The sequence below is a fragment of the Allonocardiopsis opalescens genome (assembly GCF_003002095.1).
Lineage (GTDB): Bacteria > Actinomycetota > Actinomycetes > Streptosporangiales > Streptosporangiaceae > Allonocardiopsis > Allonocardiopsis opalescens.
In genome coordinates, this window is the sequence record NZ_PVZC01000010.1 from 14521 (window position 1) to 33702 (window position 19182).

Genomic DNA, 19182 nt, shown 5'->3' on the forward strand with positions numbered 1-19182 from the left:
ACCCCGGCGGCGTGGACCTGCCCGACGCCGCGGGCGCGTCCGTCCCAGGCCGGCGGCATCGAGTACGCGCACGGGGCCACCGTCCCGGCGCCCGTGGCCCTGTCTTCTGCTCTGACCGGCCCTCGCCGGCGGGTCCCGGGCGCGGCCGTCCGGCGGTGTCCGGCTCTGTCGCCGGTCCATCGCACCTGTGCTGCGCCGCCGAGATCTCGGTGCGGCCGGTGGCGTGCGGGCCGCACGGCGCCGTCAGGTCGCGGTTCAGGCCGGGCGGTCGTCGTACCTCGCGCGGTTGGCGAGTACGTCGTCCATGTGCGCCTCGGCCCAGGTCTTGATGGCGCGCACCGCCTGGTGCAGTGAGAGGCCGAGGTCGGTCAGCTCGTAGGTGACCGTGACGGGCACGGTCGGCGTCACGGTGCGGGTGAGCAGGCCGTCGCGTTCCAGGGAGCGCAGGGTCTGGGTGAGCATCTTCTGGCTGACTCCCGCCAGGCGGCGCGACAGTTCGGAGTAGCGCATCGGCCGCGGCTGTCCGGATCCGTCGACACCGGGTCGGTGCGGGCCGCCGCCCAGCGCGCACAGGATCAGTGTGGCCCATTTGTCGGAGATCCGGTCGAGCAGTTCGCGGCTGGGGCAGGCCGCCAGGTAGGCGTCGTAGTCGGCCTTGGCCCGCGCCCGCTGCTGGGCCGCCGTCGTCGTCGCCATCGACCCCTCCTCTCCCATGGGTGGCTTACGCACTTCGAAGTACCTACTTCCTATCAGAAAGCAGCACTCCAATACTGATGCGGCAGGCCGTCAGGCACCACCTCGAGCCCGTGAAAGGCGCGAACATGAGCACGCTGTCCACCTCGCTTCCCGGCGGCACCTGGGCCCTGGGCGATCTGCCCGTCACCCGGTTCGGCTACGGCGCCATGCAGCTGGCCGGTCCCGGGGTGATGGGGCCGCCCGCCGATCGCGCGGGCGCGCTCGCGGTGCTGCGCGAGGCCGTCGACCTCGGCATCACCCACATCGACACCAGCGACGCCTACGGGCCGCGCGTCACCAACCGGCTGATCGCCGAGGCGCTGCGCCCGTATCCGGAGTCGCTGCGCATCGTGACCAAGGTCGGCGCCACGCGCGACGAGCACGGCGGCTGGCCGGTGGCGCGGCGGCCTGAGGAGCTGCGCCGCGCGGTCCACGACAACCTCAGGGCGCTGGGCCTGGAGGTGCTCGACGTGGTCAACCTGCGGCTCGGTGACGCGGCGGGCCCGTCGCCCGCCTCACTCGCCGAGCCGTTCGGGGCGCTCGTCGAACTCCAGCGGCAGGGGCTGATCAGGCACCTGGGGGTGAGCAACGCGACGGCGGAGCAGGTCGCCGAGGCGCGGTCGATCGCGCCGATCGTGTGCGTGCAGAACATGTACAACCTCGCCCACCGCCACGACGACGACCTGATCGACCTGCTCGCCCGCGACGGCGTCGCCTATGTGCCCTTCTTCCCGCTCGGCGGTTTCAGCCCGCTGCAGTCCTCGGCGCTGACGGCCGTGGCCGCGCGCTTGGCGGCCACGCCGATGTCGGTCGCGCTGGCCTGGCTGCTGCGGCGGTCGCCGAACATCCTGCTGATCCCGGGGACCTCCTCGGTGGCGCACCTGCGCGAGAACGCCGCCGGTGCCGGGCTGCGGCTGTCGGCCGAAGACCTCGCCGAGCTGGACCGGATCGGCCGCTAGGGGACGGGCGCGCCGGGCATGCGCGGGGCCGCGCCCCGTTCGAAGGGGGCGCGGCCCGTGCCGCCCGGTTCCTCAGTGGTCCTCGCGCAGTTCCTGGGCCCGGTCGCGGGCGTAGCCGCCGCTGGTGCGGGCGGCCTGCTGGGCGGTGCCGCGGACCTGTTCGGCGGCCTGGCGGGCGGTCTGCCCGGCGTCGTCGGCGACGCGCTGGGCGGATTCGCGGGCGGCCTGGGCGGCCGGCCGGGCGGCGCGCTGGACGGGTCCGGCCGCCTGGGCGGCGGCCTGGCGCTCGGCGCGGGTCTCGGGCAGCAGCGAGGCGGCGAGCGCGCCGAGGCCGAAGGCGATCAGCCCGGCGGCCAGCGGGTTGCCCTCGGCCTGGCGCAGGGCCTGGCGCGGGATCTCGCGGCCGCGTTCGACGGCGCGGTCGGCGTTCTCGCGCATGCCCCGGCCGGCCTGGCGGCCGCGCTCGCCGAGCTGTTCGCCGGTGTGGGAGGTGGTGCCCATGACTTTCCCCTTCGCGTCGCGCAGCCTGCCGCGCAGGTGCGCGGTGCGGCGCTGGACGATGCGGGGCGGGCTGGTCCGGTCGGCCAGGCGTTCGACGTCCTCGGACAGCCGCGCCCGCGTGTGGACGATGTCGGCTCTTATCTGGTCGGGTGACGTGCCCATCGCGCGTCCTCCTTGAGGGTCTGGACGGTCCGTTCGGGCTTGGGGTCGACCTGGCGGGCCCGTGAGCGGCCCAGCGCGAACAGCACGCCGCCCGCCACGGCCCACAGCAGGGTGATGACGAGGGCGGCCCAGGCCAGGCCGATGAGGTGGGCGAGGGCGAACACGAGGGTGAAGCTGAGCAGCACGGCGGTCATGTAGCCGGCGAAGCCGGCGGCGCCCAGCAGGCCCGCGGCCTTGCCCGCCTTGACGGCCTCCTCGCGCATCTCGGCCTTGGCCAGCTCGATCTCCTGGCGGAACAGCAGCTGCACGTCGTCGGTGAGGTTGTTGAGCAGCTCGCCCAGCGAGGCGTGCTCGCCCGCCCGGGCGCCGCCCGGCGGCGCCTCGGGTGCGGGGCGCGGAGCGGGCGGGTGGGCGTCGGTGACGGCCATGTCAGCGCTCCTCTCGGGGCCCGATCGGCCCGTCGGGTGCCGGGCCGGGTCCGGCGGGTGTGGACCCGAGCCGGGTGGGTGTGCCGGTGGCCGGGTCGTAGGGGTCGGGCGGGGCGGGTTCGCCGTAGGCGGTGTGGTCGCCGCCGCGCGGGGCGGGGGCGCGCATCCGCTCCTGCCCGTCGGGCCCGCCGTCGTGGCCGGTGTCGTCGCCGCGTTCGGCGGCGGCCGCCTTGGCCAGCCGGGCCAGCGCGAATCCGGCGATCGCGGCACCGGCCAGGAAGAGGCCGGGGCGGCGCCGGGCGAAGTCCTCGACCTCGGCGACGACCCCGCTCACCCCGCGTTCGTCCAGGTAGTCGGCTGCCCGGCCGCCGCCTTGGGCGACCTGGCGGACGACGGCGCGCGCCGGGGTGTCGTCGTGGGAGGTGTCGGCCATGGTGGCCAGGTCACTCGACCAGTCGCGCAGCCCGGCGGCCATGCGCCGCGCCTGGGCGTCGAGCTCGCCGCTCACGCGCTCGCGCATGTCGGTGGCGGCGTGGCGGGTCTGGGCGCGGGCCTCGCTCAGCACGGTGCCGGCCTGGTGGCGGGCCTGCTGGGCGACGTCGCCCGCGGCCGCCTTGGCCTGCTGCGCGCGGGAGCCGTCCGCGCCGCCGTCCGGCCCGCCGTGGTCGTGTCTGGTGCTCAGGTCGGGTTCCGTCATGGGAACGGCCTTCCTCGGTGGCATGCGCTGAGGCATGCCCAGTCGGGTGCTCGGACTGTGCGACCGCTGCCCATGGCCGGGGGCAGCGATTCACACCGCGGGCGCTTCGCCGCGACGGCGCAGGTGGCGGGCGGCGGCGGACGGACTGTCGCGGTTCTTCCGGGCGAAGTTGTCCACAGCCCCGTCCTTGGGGGTGCGGGGCGCATGCTGGGGCGGAAGGATGGTGTATGGGGACGCCCCCCTGGGCGGGCGGGGGACTGCCTTTGCGGGGTCCTGGCCGGTCGGCCGAGAGTGGGCCTGGGGTCGGCCGGTGGCGGGTCTGGGGTGGGCGCCCGCCTGTGGGGGGCGGCTGCGGGGGGCGGGTTCGCGGCACCGCGTCGGGAGCGCGCAGGGCGGCGCCGGTCGGGGGTCAGGGTTCGGTCGAGGCGGGGGTCACGGTTCGGCCCGCCCGGGCTCGGTGGCGTGCCGCAGGTAGTCGGGCAGCGGGGTGCCGGGCGGCAGGGCGGGGTCGGGTACGGGGGTGCCCAGGCGGCGGGTGAGGGGCAGGACGCCGGCCCAGTGGGGGAGGGCGGCGTCCTCGGGGTCGTCGTTGACGCCGCCCTGGCGGACCTTGGCGGCGACCTCGGCAAGTTCCAGGCAGAGTACGGCGGTGGCGGCGAGTTCGCGGTCGCTGGGCGGGCGGGCGTCGCCGGAGCGGCCGGGCACCACCTGGTCCAGCAGCGCGGCCAGCGCGCGGCGCGCCTCGCCGGGGTCGGAGACGCGGTGGGCGGTGCCGTGGGCGATGACGCTGCGGTAGTTGACGGAGTGGTGGTTGGCCGAGCGGGCCAGCACGAAGCCGTCGACGCGGGTGACGGCCACCGACACGGCCAGGCCGTGGCGGGCGCGCAGCGCGAGGGTGCTGCCGGTGGAGGCGTGCAGGTACAGGAACCGGCCCAGCCGGGTGTAGCTGGTGGGCAGCACGGCCGGGGCGCCGCCGTCGGTGAAGGCGACGTGGCAGATGACGTCGGAGTCGAGTATGGCGTGCACGGTGGCCTCGTCGTAGCGGGCGCGCTCGCGCATGCGGGCGGGGGTGGTGCGGGGGGTCTGCGGATAGACGGGGGTGGGGCCGGGGTCGTTCGCGGGCTCCGCCATTGCGCACCTCTTTGTTCTAGTACATACTGCTCTTTGTGCTAGATGAAACTGGGCTGGGAGCTTACCTGGCGGACTGCCGCACCGCCAGCGAGTTGGTCTCCGCGGTGGAGCGGGCGGTGGCCGACGGGGTCCTCGCCCCCGGCCAGGCCCTCCCGCCGGTGCGCGCGATGGCACGCGACCTGGGCGTCAACCCCGCCACCGTCGGCTCCGCCTACCGGCAGCTGCGCGAGCGCGCCGTGGTGGAGACCGGCGGGCGGCGCGGCACCCGGGTGCGGCCCCGCCCGGCCACCGCCCCCCGCGAGGCCCTGACCCTGGAACCGCCGCCGGGCGCCGTCGACCTGTCCACCGGCAACCCCGACCCGGCGCTGCTGCCCGACCTCACCGCCGCCATGGCCCAGGCCGCCCGCCGCCACGCCCGCACCCCCGCCCTGTACGGCGGCCCCGCCGCCGCGCCCCGCCTGGCCGAGCTGGCAGCCGCCCGGCTGGCCGCCGACGGCGTACCGTCCGGCCCGCTCGCGGTGGTCGCCGGCGCCCTGGACGGCATCGACGGGGTGCTGTCGAGTGCCGTGCGCCCCGGCGACGCCGTCGCCGTCGAAGACCCCGGCTGGCACGTCGTGCTGGACCTGCTCGCCCTGCTGGGGGCCCGCCCGCTGCCGGTGCGCGTGGACGACGAGGGCCCGCTGCCCGAGGACGTGGCCGCCGCCCTGGCCGCCGGGGCGCGCGCCCTGATCGTCACCTCCCGCGCCCACAACCCCACCGGCGCCGCCCTCAGCGCCGCCCGCGCCGAGCACCTGCGCGCCGTACTCGCCGCCCGCCCCGACCTGCTCGTCATCGACGACGACCACTGCGCCGAGATCGCCGGCGCGCCCCCGCACTACCTGTCGGGCTCGACCGACCGCTGGGCGCTGGTGCGCAGCGCCGCCAAGACCTACGGCCCCGACCTGCGCGTGGCCGTTCTCACCGGCGACCCCGACACCCTGGACCGGGTCCAAGGCCGCCGGCGGCTGGGCTACGGCTGGGTCTCCCACCTGCTCCAGCACACCCTGGCCCACCTGTGGGAGACCGACGCCGTCGACACCGCCGCCGTGACCCGCCGCTACGACGAGCGCCGCACCGCGCTGCTGCACGCCCTGGCCGCCCACGGCGTCCCCGCCCACGGCCGCAGCGGCATGAACGTGTGGGTGCCCGTCGCCGAGGAGGCCCCCGTCGCCTCCCGCCTGCTCAACCGCGGCTGGGTGGTCGCCCTGGGCGCCCGCTTCCGCCTGGGCTCCCCGCCGGGGCTGCGCGTCACCACAGCGGCCCTGGACCCCGGCCGCGCCCCTGAGCTGGCCGCCGACATCGCCCAGGCGTCGCGCCTGCACGTTTCGGGCCGGAGCACGTAGTACCGTCGAACGAGGAGCCCGGTACCGAGCGCTGTCGTCTGAACACTCGGTGAACAAACTCGCGGCCAGCGTCGCCACCCGGCCATAATGCGCGGACGTCCCCGATCTTCGCTCGGCTCCGGCCCGGGTGCGTCGGCCCGCCGCCGCGCCCGATCGGATCCGGCTCCGAGTCGTGCCCCCGCCAGGAAAGAGCGACTTCTCCCATGACGTCGGCCACCGCCACGACCACGCATACCGACCCGCCCGCCGCACGCCGCGCCGGGCGCTCCTTCCTGCCCGAGGTGCAGGGCATCCGCGCCATCGCCGTGCTGCTGGTGCTGGCCTACCATGTGCGCCCCGGCTGGGTGCCGGGCGGCTACATCGGCGTGGACGTGTTCTTCGTCATCTCCGGCTTCCTGATCACCACCATGCTGATCCGCGAGGTCGACCGCACCGAGCGCTTCTCCCTGGCCGGCTTCTACGCCCGCCGCGCCCGCCGCATCCTGCCCGCCGCCACCGTGGTGCTGATCGTCACCGCCGTGGTCGGATACCTCCTGCTGCCGGTGACGCGCCTGGAGGAGATGGTCCGCCAGATCGCCGCCAGCGCCCTGTACGTGGAGAACTGGTACCTGGCCCAGTCCGCGGTGGACTACCTGGCCGCCGACAACGCCCCCAGCCCGGTGCAGCACTACTGGTCGCTGGCGATCGAGGAGCAGTTCTACCTGCTGTGGCCGCTGCTGATCATCGGCTGGGTGGCGCTGCGCCGCCGCTGGGAGCCCCGCCGCGCCGACGCCGCCATGATCGGCGCCACCCTCGCCCTCACCCTCGCCTCCCTGGCCGCCTCCATCGTCGTCACCGCCACCGACCCCGGCCCCGCCTACTTCGTGCTGCACACCCGCATCTGGGAGCTGTCGGCCGGCGGCGTGCTGGCCTTCGCCCTGGCCCGCTGGAGCCTGCCCGCCCCCCTGCGCTGGTGGCTGGGCTGGGCGGGCCTGGCGCTGATCGGCGGCGCCGCCTTCGCCTTCACCGCCGAGACCCCCTTCCCCGGCGCCGCCGCGCTGCTGCCGGTGCTGGGCGCGCTCGCCCTGATCGCCTCCGGCGACAGCGACGCCAAGGTGTCGGTCTACCGGGTGCTGTCCTCGCGCCCCGCCCTGTACGTGGGCGACATCTCCTACTCGATGTACCTGTGGCACTGGCCGCTGATCATCTTCGCCGCCTCCCTGTCGGGCAGCGACGACCTGCCCTGGCCCTGGGCCGCCGCCGTCATCGCGGCCTCCTTCGGCCTGGCCCACCTCACCAAGATCGCCGTGGAGGACCCCGTGCGCCGCGCCAAACTGCTGGCCCGCGCCGCCACTCCCGCCCTGGTCATGGGAGCGGCGTGCGTGGCGCTCACCGTCGCCGTCACCGCCGTGCAGTACACCGCCCTGTCCCAGCAGCGCGAGGCCGCCGCCGCCGACGTCTCCCCCCAGACCCATCCGGGCGCCCTGGCCCTGGCCGAGGGCCGCCCCGGCGCCACCGAGGTCACCGCCCCGATCATCCCCGACCTGGCCTCGGCCGCCGACGACATCCCCAGCGTCTACGACGACGGCTGCCACGGCGACTTCCCCGACACCACCCCCCGCCACTGCGTCTACGGCGCCCAGGAGGACCCCGCGGTGACCATCGCCCTGGTCGGCGACTCCCACGGCGCCCAGTGGGTGCCCGCCCTCCAGCAGGTCGTGGAGGCCCGCGACGACTGGCAGCTGGTCACCTACACCAAGTCCAGCTGCGCGTTCACCGCCGCCCAGGTCACCCGCGAGGGCTCCCCCTACAGCGAGTGCGCCCAGTGGAACGAGGCCGCGCTCGGCGAGCTGACCACCCAGGTGCGCCCCGACGTGGTGGTGGTGGCCAACTCCGTCAACTCCAACCTCGCCGACGCGCCCGATGACCCCCAGGCGACAGCCGACCTCCAGGCCGAGGGCATGGCCGAGTACTGGCGCGCGCTGCAGGAGGACGGCATCCCGGTGGTCGGCCTGGTCGACACCCCGCGGCTGGGCAACAACACCCCCGACTGCGTGGCCGAGAACCCCGAGGACCCGATGGAGTGCGCCCGCCCCCGCGCCGACGCCTTCGAACGGCCCGACCCCGCCGCCCGGGCCGCCGAGCTGGCCGGCGCGCCGGCCGCCGCCGTGGACATGTCCGACGTGGTCTGCGACGACGCCACCTGCTACCCGGTGGTGGGCAACACGCTCACCTACCGCGACACCCACCACATCACCGCCGCCTTCGCCCGCTCGGCCGGCCCCGTCCTGGAGCAGCGGCTGATCCAGACCGTGGAGGGCCTGGACCGCTCCTCACCCGCCCCCGAGGCCGGCGACTAGCCGCCCCGCCACCACCGCCGGCCGCCCCCCGCGCCCCCTTTTCGGGCCGCCCGGGGCGGCCGGCGCCCGTTTCCGGCGCCGGCGGCCGCGCCACACCGCCCGGCCTCACCCCGTTCACCCGCCCCGGCTGGCAGACTTCCCCCACCGGTCACAGCAGAGCGCACGGGGCACAAGGAGGCGGCGGGTGCTGCGGTCCGAGGCCGGGTGGGTGATCTCGCCCACCGACCTGGTCGACACACTGGAGTGCGGGCACCGCAGCCGACTGCGGGCCGCCCTGGCCGCCGACGTGCCCGGCGCCCCGCGCCCCGACCCCGTCGACCAGCTGGTACTGCGCCACGGCATGGCGCACGAGCGCAACGAACTGGAGCGGCTGCGCGACCTGCACGGCGACGGCGTCGTGGAGATCCCCCGCCCCGACGCCGACCCCGCCGCCCTCACCGCCGCCGCCCAGCACACCGCCCAGGCGCTGCGCGAAGGGGTGCCCGTGGTCTACCAGGGCGTCTTCTACCGGCCGCCCGCCGGCACCGACCCCGGGTTCTTCGGCCGCGCCGACTTCCTCATCCGCGCCGACCTGTCCCAGCCCCCCGCCCCCCGGCACGCCCCGGGCGCCTATGAGCCCTGGGACACCAAGCTGGCCCGCCACGCCGCCCCCGGCGCGGTCGTCCAGCTCACCGCCTACGCCCAGGCGCTGGCCGACGCCGGCTTCCCCCGCCCCGAACGCATGCACCTGCTGCTGGGCGACGGCGCCACCCACACCCTGCGCGTCGCCGACTACCTGCCGATGCTGCGCCACGTGCGCGCCCGGCTGACCGAGCGGCTGTGCGGGGGCGACGCACCCGTGCTGCCGGCCCCCGACTGGGCGCCGCCCCGCCCCGCCTGCGCCTCGTGCGCCTTCTCCGGCCACTGCGCCACCGGCCGCGAGCAGGCCCGCGACCTGTCTCTGGTCGCCGGGATCCGCACCGACCAGACCCGCCGCCTGGCCGACGCCGGCATCACCACCATCGACGCGCTGGCCGCCGCCACCGACGACCAGCGCCCGCCCGCCATGCCCCCGCGCGGCTTCGCCCGGCTGCGCGCCCAGGCCGCCATCCAGGTCCGCCAGGACGCCACCCGCACCCCCGAGGACCCCGTCGGCCGGATCGCCTTCGAGGTCGCCGACCCCGCCGCACTGGGCGCCCTGCCCGCCCCCTCGCCCGGCGACGTGTTCTTCGACATGGAGGGCGACCCCTACGCGCTGGGCGGGGCGGGCCTGGAGTACCTGTTCGGCGCGATCACCACCACCCCGGGCCAGGGCGGGGAACCCGAGGAGGTCTTCCACACCTTCTGGGCCCACGACCGCGCCCAGGAGAAGGCCGCCTTCGAGGCATTCGTGGACTTCACCACCCAGCGGCTGGCCGCCCACCCCGGCGCCCACGTCTACCACTACGCCCCGTATGAGCCCTCCGCCCTCAAGCGGCTGGCCGCCGCCTTCGCCACCCGCGAGGCCGAGGTCGACGACCTGCTGCGCGAACGCCGCCTGGTCGACCTGTACGCGGTGGTGCGCCAGAGCCTGCTGGTGTCCCAGCGCTCCTACTCCATCAAGTACCTCGAACCCCTCTACCTGCCCGCACTGCGCCACGGCGAGGTCACCACCGCCGCCTCCAGCATCGAGGCCTATGAGGAGTACCGGTCCCTGGCGGCGTCGGGGGACACCGAGGCCGCCGCCAAGGCGCTGCGCGCCATCGGCGACTACAACCGCGACGACTGCGTGTCCACCCGCCGGCTGTTGGTGTGGCTGACCGGACTGCGCGAGCGCCACGGGGTGGCGCCGCGCCCGGTGGGGCTGGACCTGGAGGCCGAGGCGCTGGCCGACGCCGCGCGGGCGCGCCGCGAGGAGATCGCCGCCCAGACCGCCTCTCTCACCGGCCCGCTGGTGGAGGGCGTCAGCGCCGACCCCCGCGAGCGCGACGGCGAGGAGGGGGCCCGTGCGCTGCTGGCCGCCCTGGTCGGCTACTACCGGCGCGAGACCAATCCGCAGTGGTGGGAGTTCTTCCGCCGCCGCTCGGCGCCGCTGGAGGAGTTGGAGGCCGACGCCGACTGCCTGGTGGGCGTCCGCGCCGACGGCTCGGCCTGGGCCGAACCCGAGGGGCGGCGCCGCAAGTGGCGCCGCGAGGTCACCTTCCGGGTGGGCGGGGACGTCCCGCACCCCTTCAGCGCGGGGGAGAAGGTCCAGCTGCTGTACCCGGGGTCCGGCGGCCAGGGCGGCACCGTGGTGGGCGCCGAGGTGACCGCCGCCCACCCCGACGCGGTCACCGTGGTGGAGACCGCCGACGCCGACACCCGCTCGGTGTCGCTGCCGGCCGCCGTCCTGCCCGGACCCCCCGTGCGGGCCGCGCCCAAGGACGAGGCGCTGGCCGACGTCGCCGCCGACGTGGTCGCCCACCTGCCCGCCCTGCCCGGCCGCGCCGGGGTGGACCTGCTGGCGCGGCGCCGCCCCCGGCTGCGCGGCGGCCCCGACCTGCCCCAGGACCCCGACCTGGTGGCCGCGGTGATCGCGGCCACCGACCGCCTCGACGGCTCCTACCTGGCGGTGCAGGGACCGCCCGGCGCCGGCAAGACCTACCTGGCCGCCCAGCTCATCGGCCACCTGGTCGCCTCGGGCCGCCGGGTGGGGGTCTGCGCCACCAGCCACAAGGCCGTGGAGAACGTGCTGGTCGCCGCCCTGGCCGCCGCCAAGCGCGCCGGGCGGGAGATACCGTGCGCCAAGCAGCCCGCCCGCGGCAAACCCGACCCGCTGGCCGCCTGGGAGCAGCCGCGCGACGCCAAGGCGCTGGCCCGCTGGCGCCAGGAGCAGCCCGGCGGCTACCTGGTGGGCGGCACCGCCTGGGTCTTCTCCCACCTGGCCGCCCGCACCGACCCCGTCGACGTGCTCATCGTCGACGAGGCCGGCCAGTTCGCCCTCGCCGACGCCCTGGCGGTGTCGGCGGCCACCCGCGACCTGGTGCTGCTGGGCGACCCCGCCCAGCTGCCGCAGGTGGTGCAGGGCACCCACGGCGAGGGCTCCGACGCCTCGGCCCTGGAGCACCTGCTGGACGGCGAGGACGTGCTCGACGCCCGCTACGGCTACTTCCTGGACCAGTCCCGGCGGATGCACCCGGCGGTGTGCGCCCCGGTGTCGCGCCTGTCCTACCGGGGGCGGCTGCACGCCCACCCCTCGGCCGCCGCCCGCCGCCTGGAGGGGGTCGAGCCCGGGCTGCGCCCCCACCCGGTGGCGCACCGGGGCCGCACCACACACAGCCCCGAGGAGGTCGCCGCCGTCGTCGCGCGGGTGGACGAGCTGGTGGGCCGCACCTGGCACGACCCGGGCGAGGAGGCGCCCCGCCCGCTGGCCGCCGAGGACGTCATGGTCGTCGCCCCCTACAACCGGCAGGTGCGGGCGCTGCGCACCGCGCTGGCCGAGGCCGGCCATCCGGGCGCCCGGGTGGGCACGGTCGACCGCTTCCAGGGCCAGGAGGCGCCGGTGGTGCTGGTGTCGATGACGGCGTCCTCGGCGCTGGACCTGCCGCGCGGCCTGGAGTTCGTCCTGTCGCGCAACCGCCTCAACGTCGCCCTGTCGCGCGCCCAGGTGCTGGCCGAGGTCGTGTACTCCCCGGGGCTGCTGACCGGCGCCCCGCGCACCGTCGCCGAACTGCGGCTGGTGTCGGCCTTCACCGGCCTGGTGGACTCCGCCCACGGCTGAGCCGCCCGCCGGGTGCGGCGCGCCGTGCAGGGGTCATGGCCTGGGCAGACACGGCCGCGAGGGCGATAGTGGAGGCGGGCGGGCCCGCCCCTTCGCGGCGGCGCGCCACCGGCGCGGTGTCAGTGCCGGATGGCATCCTGCCCGCCACCAAGCGCCCATCACGCCAACCACCGAGGTGATCCGCCGTGACCGAGACCCTGCTGTGCATCGGCACCCGCAAGGGGCTGTTCGTCGCCCGCAGCGCCGACCGCGTCCACTGGGACCTGTCGACCCCCCACTTCACCAACCGCTTCGCCGACACCGCCGTGGGCGCGGTGGGCATCGACACCCGCCAGGGCCGGGTGCGGGTGCTGGTGGGCGCCGACAGCGCGCACTGGGGGCCGTCGGTGTTCCACACCGACGACTACGGCGCCACCTGGGAGGAGGCGACCGAGCAGCCGGTGCGCTTCCCGCCCGACGCCCAGGCGTCGGTGGAGCGGGTGTGGCAGATCGCCCCGGCCGGCCCCGAGGCGCCCGGCGTGGTCTACGCGGGCGCCGAACCGGCGTCGCTGTGGCGCTCGGCCGACGGCGGCGTCACCTTCTCCCTGGTGGAGGGCCTGTGGAACCATCCGCACCGCCCCACCTGGATGCCCGGCGGCGGCGGGCTGTGCCTGCACACCATCCTCACCGACGCACGCGACCCCGACCGCCTCATCGTGGCGATCTCCACCGGCGGGGTGTACCGCAGCGACGACGGCGGGGCGAGCTGGGCGCCGTCCAACACCGGTATCGCCGCGGAGTTCATCCCCGGCGAGGCCCCCGAGTACGGCCAGTGCGTGCACAAGGTGGCCCGCGACGGCGCCGACCCCGACCGCCTGTACCTGCAGAACCACGGCGGGGTGTACCGCAGCGACGACGCCGGCGACACCTGGGTGTCCATCGCCGCGGGCCTGCCCTCGGACTTCGGCTTCGCGATGGCCGCCCACCCCCGCACCGGCGGCACGGCCTGGGCCTTCCCGCTGAACTCCTCGGCCGACCGCGTCCCGGCCAACCACCGCTGCCACGTCTACCGCACCCGCGACGCCGGGGTGAGCTGGCAGGAGCTGGGGGAGGGGCTGCCGGAGTCGGCCCACCACGGCACGGTGCTGCGCGACGCGCTGTGCGTGGACGGCGGCGAACCGGTGGGGGTGTACTTCGGCAACCGCAACGGCGAGGTCTACGCCAGCACCGACGAGGGCGACACCTGGGTGCAGGTCGGCGCGCACCTGCCCGACATCCTGTGCGTGCGCGCCGCCACCCTGGACTGAGCGGCACCGCCCGTGCGCGAGGGGCGGCCCCCGCGCACGGGCGCCCGGCCCGCCGCGCTCAGCCCCGGTCCAGCCGGCGCGGCAGCGCCGGCCAGGGGGTCCCCTCGCGGCTGGCGGCGCGCGCCAGGGCCCGCCACTGCGCCACGGTCAGCTCGCCCGCCGGGGTGGCGGGGGCCGCTCCGGCCCCGGCCAGCAGCCGGTGGGTGTCGCGGCGCGCCACGAAGGCCCCCAGCACCGCCCGGGCCGGGGCGGCGGGGGTGGCGTAGGCGGCCTCCAGCAGCGCGTAGGCGCCGCGCACCGCCCCGGCCCCCATGTCGGCGCGGCGCCGCACCACCAGGTGGGCGGCGTCCACCGAGGGGGCGGGGGCGAAGCGGTCGGCCGGCACCCTGGCCCGCACGCACAGCTCGAAGCGCGCCGCCCACCAGGCGGTCTCCAGGTCGCGCGGCACCGGACGGGTGATGCGGCGGGCCAGCCCCCATTCGACGATGAGGTCGGCGCCCGACAGGCGGGTGCCGGGCGGCCCCAGCAGCCGGCGCAGCAGCGCGGTGCTCACCGCGAACGGGATGGAGGCGACGACCTGGAAGGGGCGCCGGGGGAGCGGCACGGTGCGCAGGTCGTCGTGGACCACCCGCACCCGCTCATGGGCGCCGAAGCGGCGCGCCAGCCGCCGGGCGAAGGCGGGGTTGCGCTCCACGGCCAGCACCCGCGCCCCGGTATCGGCCAGCGGCGCGGTCACCGCGCCCGCCCCGGCGCCCAGGTCCAGCACCAGGTCGCCGCTGCCCGGCGCGGCCGAGCGCACCAGCGCCGCCGCCACCGCCCGCGACTGCAGGAAGTGCGTCCCGGCCGCCGACGCGGGCAGCCCCCGTCCGCGTCGGGTCATACGTCATCACGATCGGTCATGATCTTCGAGTCCCCATGGGCATGCGGCCGCACGGCGCAAGCGCGCCGGGCCGCGTCAGGTGTCGGTGGACGACGAATCGCGCCCCACCCGAGCGGGTGGGGCGCGATGAGCGGAGCCGGGCGCGCCGGGGACGCGAGGGGGGCGGCGCCGGGCGCCGGAGCAGGTGGTGGCTCCGGGCGGATCAGGCGCCGGCCCGACCCTGGTCACCGCACGGCGTCAGGGCCGGCGGCTCCGCTCAGGAACGGGGACGGTAGGCGGCCATGCTGTACTGGCCGCTCGCGAATATGCCCATGGCCCACACGGTAGCCCAGCGCCGCGAACGCGGCGACCGGTTTTCCGCCGCGGGCCGGCGCGGCCAGCGGGGACCGCGCCGAGTGGGCGCACGGCCCCCGCGCAGCAGGCCCGCGCCCACGTCCCGCGCCGGCGAGCGCCTAGTGTGACGGGCCATGCGCATCCCCACTGACGGCGAGATCCGCGCCCTGCACGAGCGGCACGCCCCCACCCGGGCGGCCTTCGACCTCGTCCACACGCACTGCCGGATCGTGTGCGCGGTGGCCGAGCAGCTGATGGGGCGCGGCGCCGCCCCGGGGGTGGACGCCGCACTGGTGCGGGCCGGGTGCCTGCTGCACGACATCGGCGTCTACCGGCTCTATGACGCCTCGGGCGCGCTCGACCGCGCCCGCTACGTGCGCCACGGCCTGCTGGGGCACGAGCTGCTGCGCGGCGAGGGCCTGCCGGAGGCGCTGTGCCGGTTCTGCTCGTGCCACACCGGCATGGGGCTGAGCGCCGAGGACGTGCGCAGGCAGCGGCTGCCGATCCCGGTGGGGGACTACCTGCCGCGCACGGCCGAGGAGGAGCTGGTGATGTACGCCGACACGTTCCACAGCAAGGCCGATCCGCCGGTGTTCGTCAGCGCCGCCGCCTACGCCGCCTCGGTGGCGCGCTTCGGCGCGGACAAGGCGGCCCGCTTCGCCGCGCTGCGGAAGCGGTTCGGCGAACCCGACCTGGACGCGCTCAGCGCCGTCTTCGGGCATGCGGCCGAGTAGACCCTCGGACGCGATTCGTCAATCAATGTTGACGATCATGGGCTTGGGAACGTAGCCTGATCACGCAGGTCAACGTAGATTGACCCTATGGAGATCGAGGAGCTCATGGCACTGACCCGCACGGCCGGCGGCGACGACCCCTTCGACGCGCTGCGCGCCGCCGTGGAACTGCGCCGCGAGGTCGAGCGGCTGGAGGCCGTCAACGTGCGCCGCGCCCGCATGCTGGGCGCCTCCTGGAACGAGATCGCGGTGTTCCTGGGCGTCAGCAAGCAGGCCGTCCACAAGAAGTACGGCGGCCGCAAGAACGGCTGACCCCCGCACACCGCCCTCCCGGCGACCGCGACGACCACCACCGCGACCCCAATCGCGATGACGGCCACGACGACGCCCCCACCCCCGACGGCGACCCAGCGCGCGCCCCGGCCGTGCCGGCACCGCCGATCCGCGATGATGGCCCCATGAGCGACCCGCACCCCGCCCCACCGCCCCGCGGCGACGAACCCGGGACGCTGGTCCCCGCCCCCGTGCGCACCGAACTCGGCCGCGGCGTGGGCAGCGTCCTGGTCGACCAGGCCGCGCTGGCGCGCGTACGCGAGCGCTTCGACGCCGAGCAGGCCCACACCCTGGGCCGCTACCTGGCCGCCGCGCAGTCGGCCAACACCCTGCGCGCCTACCGCGCCGACTGGGTAGCCTTCTCCGCCTGGTGCCTGCGCGAGGGCCGCACCGCGCTGCCCGCCGAGCCCGTCGACGTCGCCGTCTACCTGGCGGCCGCCGCCGACACCGCACGCCCCGACGGCACCGGCTGGGCCTTCGCCCCCGCCACCCTGGAGCGGCGCGCCGCCGCGATCGCCGCCGTGCACGCCGCCAACGGGCTGCCCGCCCCCACCCGCGCCGACGTCGTCCGCCTCACCCTGCGCGGCATCCGCCGCTCCCGCCACGCCCGACCCCACCGCAAGCGCCCCGTCCTGCTGCACACCCTCCAGGCGCTGCTGGCGGTGCGCCCCGAACCGGGCTGGCCCGGCGGGGTCGCCCGCGCCCGCGACACCCTGCTGCTGCTGGCCGGCTTCGCCGGGGCGCTGCGCCGCAGCGAACTGGCCGCCCTCACCTTCGACGACATCGAACTCCACCACGACCACCGCACCGGCGACCCCCTCCTGATCGCCCGCCTGCGCACCACCAAGACCGACCCCGACGGCCGCCACGCCCAGCAGGTCGCCCTGCCCGCCGCCTCCCGCCCCGCCACCTGCCCGGTGTGCGCCTACGCCGCCTGGGCCCGCCTGCTGGAGATCCACCGCGACCGCGGCACCCCGGGCCTGCGCGCCCACCTGGCCCAGGTCGGCCCCGACCCCGCCGTGCACCGCTGCCACGCCTTCACCGGCACACCGCTGGCCGACCGAACCAGCCGCCCGCTGCTGCCGGCCGTGGACCGCCACGGCCGCCCCGCCCCCCGCGCCATGTCGGGGCGGGCAGTGGCCGACCTGGTCAAACGCTACGCCCACCGCGCCGGCCTGGACCCCGACCTGTTCGGCGGCCACAGCCTGCGCGCCGGCTTCGCCACCCAGGCCGCCCTCGGCGGCGCCGGCGACCGCGAGATCATGCGCCAGGGCCGCTGGACCAACCCCCGCACCGTCCACGGCTACATCCGCACCGCCGACCCCCTCGACGACAACGCCGTCACCCGACTCGGCCTGTGACCACCCCACCGTGCCACCCACACCCACCAGCGCGTCACTAGGCTGGAACCCGTGACCACACCGCACCTGCCCGACCCCGCACCGCCCGACCCCGACATGGTCGAACTGGCCACCCGCGTCTTCCAGGCCGCCCGCGCCGGCGACACCGCCACCGTGGCCGCCTACGTCGACGCCGGCCTCCCGGCGAACCTCGCCAACGACCGCGGTGACACCCTGGTCATGCTCGCCGCCTACCACGGCCGCCCCGCCACCGTCGCCGCCCTGCTGGAGCGCGGCGCCGACCCCGACCGCCCCAACGACCGCGGCCAGACCCCACTGGCGGGCGCGGTGTTCAAAGGCGAGACGGCCGTGGTGCGCACCCTGCTCGACCACGGCGCCGACCCCCACACCGGGCACCCCACCGCCGCCGAGGCCGCCCGCATGTTCGGCAAGACCGAACTGCTGGAGGACTTCGGCCCCGCCCCCGACCACCCGGGAGGCCCGAAGTGAGCCCCAGCGACCTCCCCGACTTCCGCCACGCCCCCGTCATCGACCCCGAGGTGCCCGCCGACGACCAGACCCTGCTCACCCTGCACCCCCAGCTGCTGACCCCGGCCACCTATCCGGCCCCCGCCAAGCGCAAGGCCCACTGGGAGTTCCCATTCCTGGACTGGCTGCGGCGCCGCGCCATCGTCCTGTCCATCTTCGCGGTGCTGTTCCTGTTCCTGGGCGCCCGCTTCATCGCCCGCTACATCGGCATCGTCCTGGGGGTGGCGGTCCTGGCGGCCAGCGTCGCCACCCTGGCCACCGCGCGCCGCCGCGGCGAGACCAAGCCCGAGCGCGCCGCCCGCCTGCACCACGGCCGCTACATCCTGCCCACCGCCGACCTCGACGAGCAGGCCCAGGAGCTGCTGGCGCGCGCCCGCCACGCCGCCGACCGCGTCGTACAGGCCCGGGTGGTACGCGACGGCTGGCTGGACCCCGTCGACAACGCCGTCACCCTGCCCGCCCAGATCTGGGAGATCGCCGCCACCCTGCGCACCCACACCGAGCTGCGCGCCCGCCACTCCACCATGGTCCGCACCAAGCTCGGCAAGGAGGGCCGCCAGCTGCTCAAGGAGCAGGCCAAGGCGCTCAGCCGCGCCGAGACCTCCGTGGAGGCCCGGGTGCGCGCCCTGGAGGGCTACGCCGCCCGGGTGGAGGCCGCCCAGGCCCGCTACCACGAGTGGAAGCAGCTGCAGACCCTCATCAACGACCGCCAGACCTACCTGGACCTGGAGGCCGAGACCGCCCGCGACGAGCACGGCACCGCGCAGCTGACCGAGCTCACCGAGCAGGCCTCCACCGTCGAGGAGGCCTTCCGCGCCCGGTTGGCCGAGGCGCTGGACGCCGGCAAGCAGCTCCCGCCGCCCGCCGACGACACCCCCCGCCCACCCCCCGCCTGAGGGCTCACCACTGCACCGGGCGCCCGTACTCCAGGTACAGGGCGCCCGGACGCCCGTCGGCCAGGGCCGCCAGGCAGGCCGCCACCCGCCGCGCCGCGGGGGCGGGCAGGTAGCGGTCGGCGGCCGCCGGATCGACCATCTCGGCCGCCACCAGCTCGTCGGGCGGCAGCCGGATCGCCTCGAAGGCGCCCGCCTCCAGCCGCCCGGTGAAGGTGAACACCAGCGCCTCGCGCCCATCGGGCGCGATCGCGGGGTCCGGGGGCAGGAAGTCCACGCACAGCAGCCCGTCCAGCGCGGGCACGAATCCCAGCTCCTCGGCGCACTCGCGCCGCACCGCGCCCAGCGGCGACTCGCCCGCCTCGATCACCCCGCCCGGCAGCCCCCACCCGGGCCGGTAGGAGGGGCGCACCACCAGCAGCCGCCCCGCCCCGTCCAGCAGCAGGGCGCTGGCGGCGCCGCGGCGCCTGGGCAGGCTGTCGAAGAACGCCCGGTCCGCGCACATAGGCCGACCCTACGACGCGGCGGCTAGGATGAGGGGAAGAGGAACCCTCCGGGCGCGGCGGCGACCGCCGTCCGGCGGACCCCACCGCACCGGCCCCGGGAGGATCCGATGGACCGCAAGAAGCGCATCATCCGCGACCCCGCCGACAACGCACGCGGCCAGCGCGGCTGCTTCGACTCCGCGTCGGCGCCCGAACCCGCCAAGCCCGCCGACCTGCTCAAGGGGCTGCTGGGCCGGTCCCGCCGCACCCGCAGGGGCCGCTGACCCTCCGCGCGCC

General features: G+C 76.4%; 18 protein-coding genes. 11 read left to right on the plus strand and 7 right to left on the minus strand.

Going from position 1 to position 19182, the window contains the following annotated elements; translation table 11 throughout:
• Positions 1–255: 255 nt before the first annotated feature.
• The gene (locus CLV72_RS27755) at positions 256–696 is read right to left on the minus strand and encodes a winged helix-turn-helix transcriptional regulator (RefSeq protein ID WP_106252329.1); all 441 of its coding nucleotides are present in this window, start codon (positions 694–696) and stop codon (positions 256–258) included.
• Between the two features lie 125 nt (positions 697–821).
• On the opposite strand from CLV72_RS27755, the gene CLV72_RS27760 reads away from it, so the two are divergent.
• Positions 822–1694, plus strand: a complete 873-nt coding sequence (locus CLV72_RS27760; protein WP_106252961.1) for an aldo/keto reductase family oxidoreductase — start codon at positions 822–824, stop codon at positions 1692–1694.
• Positions 1695–1766: 72 nt separating this feature from the next.
• Here CLV72_RS27760 and CLV72_RS27765 read toward each other — a convergent pair whose 3' ends face one another.
• The 4 genes from CLV72_RS27765 to CLV72_RS27780 form a co-directional block, all read right to left on the minus strand.
• A complete protein-coding gene (locus CLV72_RS27765) occupies positions 1767–2357 on the minus strand; it encodes a DUF3618 domain-containing protein (protein ID WP_106252332.1) in 591 nt (196 codons plus the stop codon).
• Positions 2333–2785 (minus strand): phage holin family protein, encoded by a 453-nt coding sequence (locus CLV72_RS27770; RefSeq protein ID WP_106252334.1) that lies wholly within the window; start codon positions 2783–2785, stop codon positions 2333–2335. The genes CLV72_RS27765 and CLV72_RS27770 overlap by 25 nt, the downstream gene beginning before the upstream one ends.
• A gap of 1 nt (position 2786) precedes the next feature.
• Complete coding sequence (locus tag CLV72_RS27775) at positions 2787–3482, minus strand: ATP synthase subunit B family protein (RefSeq protein WP_106252337.1); 696 nt, start codon at positions 3480–3482, stop codon at positions 2787–2789.
• A 432-nt stretch (positions 3483–3914) separates the two neighbouring features.
• Positions 3915–4613: a pyridoxamine 5'-phosphate oxidase family protein gene (locus CLV72_RS27780; protein WP_106252339.1), complete on the minus strand. Its 699-nt coding sequence runs from the start codon at positions 4611–4613 to the stop codon at positions 3915–3917.
• 35 nt (positions 4614–4648) lie between these two features.
• Between CLV72_RS27780 and CLV72_RS27785 the strand changes: the two genes are divergently transcribed.
• From CLV72_RS27785 to CLV72_RS27800, 4 genes are all read left to right on the plus strand, one after another.
• Positions 4649–5995: an aminotransferase class I/II-fold pyridoxal phosphate-dependent enzyme gene (locus CLV72_RS27785; RefSeq protein WP_245930485.1), complete on the plus strand. Its 1347-nt coding sequence runs from the start codon at positions 4649–4651 to the stop codon at positions 5993–5995.
• Between the two features lie 203 nt (positions 5996–6198).
• Positions 6199–8334, plus strand: coding sequence for an acyltransferase family protein (locus tag CLV72_RS27790; RefSeq protein WP_245930486.1), 2136 nt, complete (start codon positions 6199–6201; stop codon positions 8332–8334).
• A gap of 184 nt (positions 8335–8518) precedes the next feature.
• Positions 8519–12052, plus strand: a complete 3534-nt coding sequence (locus tag CLV72_RS27795) for a TM0106 family RecB-like putative nuclease (RefSeq protein WP_106252341.1) — start codon at positions 8519–8521, stop codon at positions 12050–12052.
• Positions 12053–12237: 185 nt separating this feature from the next.
• A complete protein-coding gene (locus CLV72_RS27800) occupies positions 12238–13338 on the plus strand; it encodes a WD40/YVTN/BNR-like repeat-containing protein (RefSeq protein WP_106252344.1) in 1101 nt (366 codons plus the stop codon).
• A 58-nt stretch (positions 13339–13396) separates the two neighbouring features.
• Here the strand turns inward: CLV72_RS27800 and CLV72_RS27805 are convergent, their stop codons facing one another.
• Positions 13397–14218 (minus strand): 23S rRNA (adenine(2058)-N(6))-methyltransferase Erm(C), encoded by an 822-nt coding sequence (locus CLV72_RS27805; protein ID WP_106252346.1) that lies wholly within the window; start codon positions 14216–14218, stop codon positions 13397–13399.
• A 467-nt stretch (positions 14219–14685) separates the two neighbouring features.
• Between CLV72_RS27805 and CLV72_RS27815 the strand changes: the two genes are divergently transcribed.
• From CLV72_RS27815 to CLV72_RS27835, 5 genes are all read left to right on the plus strand, one after another.
• The gene (locus CLV72_RS27815) at positions 14686–15285 is read left to right on the plus strand and encodes an HD domain-containing protein (RefSeq protein ID WP_106252348.1); all 600 of its coding nucleotides are present in this window, start codon (positions 14686–14688) and stop codon (positions 15283–15285) included.
• A gap of 87 nt (positions 15286–15372) precedes the next feature.
• A complete protein-coding gene (locus CLV72_RS27820; RefSeq protein WP_106252350.1) occupies positions 15373–15597 on the plus strand; it encodes a hypothetical protein in 225 nt (74 codons plus the stop codon).
• Between the two features lie 146 nt (positions 15598–15743).
• Complete coding sequence (locus CLV72_RS27825; RefSeq protein WP_106252352.1) at positions 15744–16979, plus strand: site-specific integrase; 1236 nt, start codon at positions 15744–15746, stop codon at positions 16977–16979.
• A 96-nt stretch (positions 16980–17075) separates the two neighbouring features.
• Entirely contained in the window at positions 17076–17468 is a 393-nt protein-coding gene (locus CLV72_RS27830) for an ankyrin repeat domain-containing protein (RefSeq protein ID WP_106252969.1), read from the plus strand.
• Positions 17465–18403 carry a hypothetical protein gene (locus tag CLV72_RS27835; protein WP_106252355.1) on the plus strand — a complete coding sequence of 313 codons (939 nt, stop codon included), beginning with the start codon at positions 17465–17467 and terminating at the stop codon, positions 18401–18403. The genes CLV72_RS27830 and CLV72_RS27835 overlap by 4 nt, the downstream gene beginning before the upstream one ends.
• A 4-nt stretch (positions 18404–18407) precedes the next feature.
• On the opposite strand, the gene CLV72_RS27840 is transcribed toward CLV72_RS27835, so the two are convergent.
• The gene (locus CLV72_RS27840) at positions 18408–18905 is read right to left on the minus strand and encodes an NUDIX domain-containing protein (protein WP_106252359.1); all 498 of its coding nucleotides are present in this window, start codon (positions 18903–18905) and stop codon (positions 18408–18410) included.
• A gap of 108 nt (positions 18906–19013) precedes the next feature.
• Between CLV72_RS27840 and CLV72_RS32475 the strand changes: the two genes are divergently transcribed.
• On the plus strand, positions 19014–19169 hold the full coding sequence (locus tag CLV72_RS32475) for a hypothetical protein (RefSeq protein WP_170141144.1): 156 nt from the start codon (positions 19014–19016) through the stop codon (positions 19167–19169).
• Positions 19170–19182 lie beyond the last annotated feature (13 nt).

What these genes read in the sequence shown, in the direction of transcription:
- CLV72_RS27755 (WP_106252329.1), bottom strand. Translation starts at nt 696, where the DNA reads ATGGCGACGACGACGGCGGCCCAGCAGCGGGCGCGGGCCAAGGCCGAC.
- CLV72_RS27760 (WP_106252961.1), top strand. Translation starts at nt 822, where the DNA reads ATGAGCACGCTGTCCACCTCGCTTCCCGGCGGCACCTGGGCCCTGGGC.
- CLV72_RS27765 (WP_106252332.1), bottom strand. Translation starts at nt 2,357, where the DNA reads ATGGGCACGTCACCCGACCAGATAAGAGCCGACATCGTCCACACGCGG.
- CLV72_RS27770 (WP_106252334.1), bottom strand. Translation starts at nt 2,785, where the DNA reads ATGGCCGTCACCGACGCCCACCCGCCCGCTCCGCGCCCCGCACCCGAG.
- CLV72_RS27775 (WP_106252337.1), bottom strand. Translation starts at nt 3,482, where the DNA reads ATGACGGAACCCGACCTGAGCACCAGACACGACCACGGCGGGCCGGAC.
- CLV72_RS27780 (WP_106252339.1), bottom strand. Translation starts at nt 4,613, where the DNA reads ATGGCGGAGCCCGCGAACGACCCCGGCCCCACCCCCGTCTATCCGCAG.
- CLV72_RS27790 (WP_245930486.1), top strand. Translation starts at nt 6,199, where the DNA reads ATGACGTCGGCCACCGCCACGACCACGCATACCGACCCGCCCGCCGCA.
- CLV72_RS27805 (WP_106252346.1), bottom strand. Translation starts at nt 14,218, where the DNA reads ATGACCCGACGCGGACGGGGGCTGCCCGCGTCGGCGGCCGGGACGCAC.
- CLV72_RS27815 (WP_106252348.1), top strand. Translation starts at nt 14,686, where the DNA reads ATGCGCATCCCCACTGACGGCGAGATCCGCGCCCTGCACGAGCGGCAC.
- CLV72_RS27820 (WP_106252350.1), top strand. Translation starts at nt 15,373, where the DNA reads ATGGAGATCGAGGAGCTCATGGCACTGACCCGCACGGCCGGCGGCGAC.
- CLV72_RS27825 (WP_106252352.1), top strand. Translation starts at nt 15,744, where the DNA reads ATGAGCGACCCGCACCCCGCCCCACCGCCCCGCGGCGACGAACCCGGG.
- CLV72_RS27830 (WP_106252969.1), top strand. Translation starts at nt 17,076, where the DNA reads ATGGTCGAACTGGCCACCCGCGTCTTCCAGGCCGCCCGCGCCGGCGAC.
- CLV72_RS27840 (WP_106252359.1), bottom strand. Translation starts at nt 18,905, where the DNA reads ATGTGCGCGGACCGGGCGTTCTTCGACAGCCTGCCCAGGCGCCGCGGC.
- CLV72_RS32475 (WP_170141144.1), top strand. Translation starts at nt 19,014, where the DNA reads ATGGACCGCAAGAAGCGCATCATCCGCGACCCCGCCGACAACGCACGC.